The sequence below is a fragment of the Aeromonas sp. 604176 genome, from assembly GCF_049170755.1.
Classification (GTDB): domain Bacteria; phylum Pseudomonadota; class Gammaproteobacteria; order Enterobacterales; family Aeromonadaceae; genus Aeromonas; species Aeromonas veronii_A.
Genome location: NZ_JAAKNE010000233.1, coordinates 1 through 1870 on the forward strand (window position 1 = coordinate 1; position 1870 = coordinate 1870).

Annotated in this window: 2 protein-coding genes; both read right to left on the minus strand. The window is 64.5% G+C overall.

Going from position 1 to position 1870, the window contains the following annotated elements; genetic code table 11:
• Positions 1-29: 29 nt before the first annotated feature.
• A complete protein-coding gene (ilvM, locus tag G5358_RS20935; RefSeq protein ID WP_005342011.1) occupies positions 30-308 on the minus strand; it encodes an acetolactate synthase 2 small subunit in 279 nt (92 codons plus the stop codon).
• Positions 305-1870 (minus strand): acetolactate synthase 2 catalytic subunit (ilvG, locus tag G5358_RS20940; RefSeq protein ID WP_421324866.1); only part of this gene is annotated, 1566 nt, incomplete at its 5' end. The genes ilvM and ilvG, both read right to left, overlap by 4 nt.

The window sequence follows — 1870 nt, forward strand, 5'->3', positions numbered from 1 at the left end:
TGGGAAGGCTGTGACATTGGCTTGGCTCCTTAAGCTCTGATCCGGGGTTGCTGTTCCAGTGCATCGACCCGGGAGACGTCCACCAGCTTCACCAGCTGGCTCCACAACTGCTGGATGGGACGCACCGACTCGACAGTAACCGTGATCCGCAGCTGTTGGCAATCCTGCTCCATATTCAAGGCGCAGAGATTGAAGCCGCGGTGACGCACCACCCGCAGCACCCGCTCCATCACTTCGGGTCTGGGCTGGGCGTGGATATGCAGGGTGTGTTGTGCAAATGCTGGCTGGGCAAGGGTGTGCGGGTTCATGGGCGTTGCTCCATCATCTGGTGGTTGGCGACTCCCGGCGGAACCAGGGGCCAGACGTTTTCTTCCTCTGAAATAGCCACATGCAGCAAGTAGGCACTCTCGCTTGCCAGCAGGCGATCGAGGGCGCCGGCTATCTGCTCCTTGCATGTGATGGTTTCGCCGGGGATGCCGAAGGCGGCAGCCAGGGCGACGAAATCGGGGTTGTCGGAAAGGATGGTCTCGCTGTAGCGGCCGTCGAAGAATAGCTCCTGCCACTGGCGCACCATGCCGAGGCGCTGGTTGTCCAGCAGCACCATCTTCACCTTGAGTTGGGCGCGGCGGATGGTGCCAAGCTCCTGCACGTTCATCATGAAAGAGCCGTCGCCGCTCACCAGCACCACTTCATCATTGGGGCGCGACATCTTGGCCCCGATGGCGGCCGGCAGACCGAAGCCCATGGTGCCGAGACCGGCGCTGGAGAGGTGGTTGCGCGGACTGGTGAAGCGCATGTGCTGGGCCACCCACATCTGGTGCTGACCCACGTCGCAGGCGACCACGCTGCTCTCCGGCAACCTAGCGGAGAGCTGCTTGAGAAAAGCCGGAGCGTAGATGGCATGACCGGGATGGTCGTAGCGAAAGGCATATTCGCGGGCCATGGCGGCGCAGTGCTCACGCCAGGGGGCGATGTCGAGAGTCATGGCGAAGCGCGGCAGCACCTGTTTGAGATCCGTGGTGATACCCACCTCGGCGGCGCGGCGCTTGCCGAACTCGGCAGCATCCACATCGAGATGGATCACCTTGGCTTCGGGGGCGAACTCCTCCAGCTTGCCGGTCACCCGATCATCGAAACGGGCGCCCACCACCAGCAGCAGATCGCACTGCTGCACCGCGTAGTTGGCGGCCTTGGTGCCGTGCATGCCGAGCATGCCCAGATAAACGGCGCTATCGGGGTCGAGCGCGCCAATCCCCTTGAGGGTGGTGACCGCAGGCATGCCGGTTGCGGCGGCAAAGTCACGCAACTGCTGCTCGGCATTGGCCATACCCACCCCGCCACCGACGTAAAGCACCGGACGCTCGGCGGCAGCCAGCAGGGTGCGGGCCGCGGCCAGATCCGAGGGATTGAGCACCTCCGGCTCTTCCACCGCAAACAGCGGGCTCTGGGGAGGCACTGCGGCCAGCTGCACATCCTTGGGCAGGTCGATCAGCACAGGCCCGGGGCGCCCTTCGGTGGCGATGGCGAAAGCTTCTGCCAGCACCCGCCCCAGATCGGCGGCATCGGTCACCATAAAGGAGTGCTTGGTACAGGAGAGGGACATGCCGAGCACGTCGACCTCCTGAAACGCATCGGTGCCGATGGCGGAACAGGGCACCTGACCGCTGATGGCCACCAGAGGCACCGAATCGAGCAGCGCCTCCGCCAGACCGGTCACCAGATTGGTGGCGCCGGGGCCGGAGGTGGCGATGCAGACTCCCACCTGACCGGAGGCGCGGGCATAACCCACCGCCGCCATGGCGGCACCCTGCTCGTGGCGACAGAGCTGATGGGCCAGACCACCGTCATACAGGGCATCGTAGACCGGCAT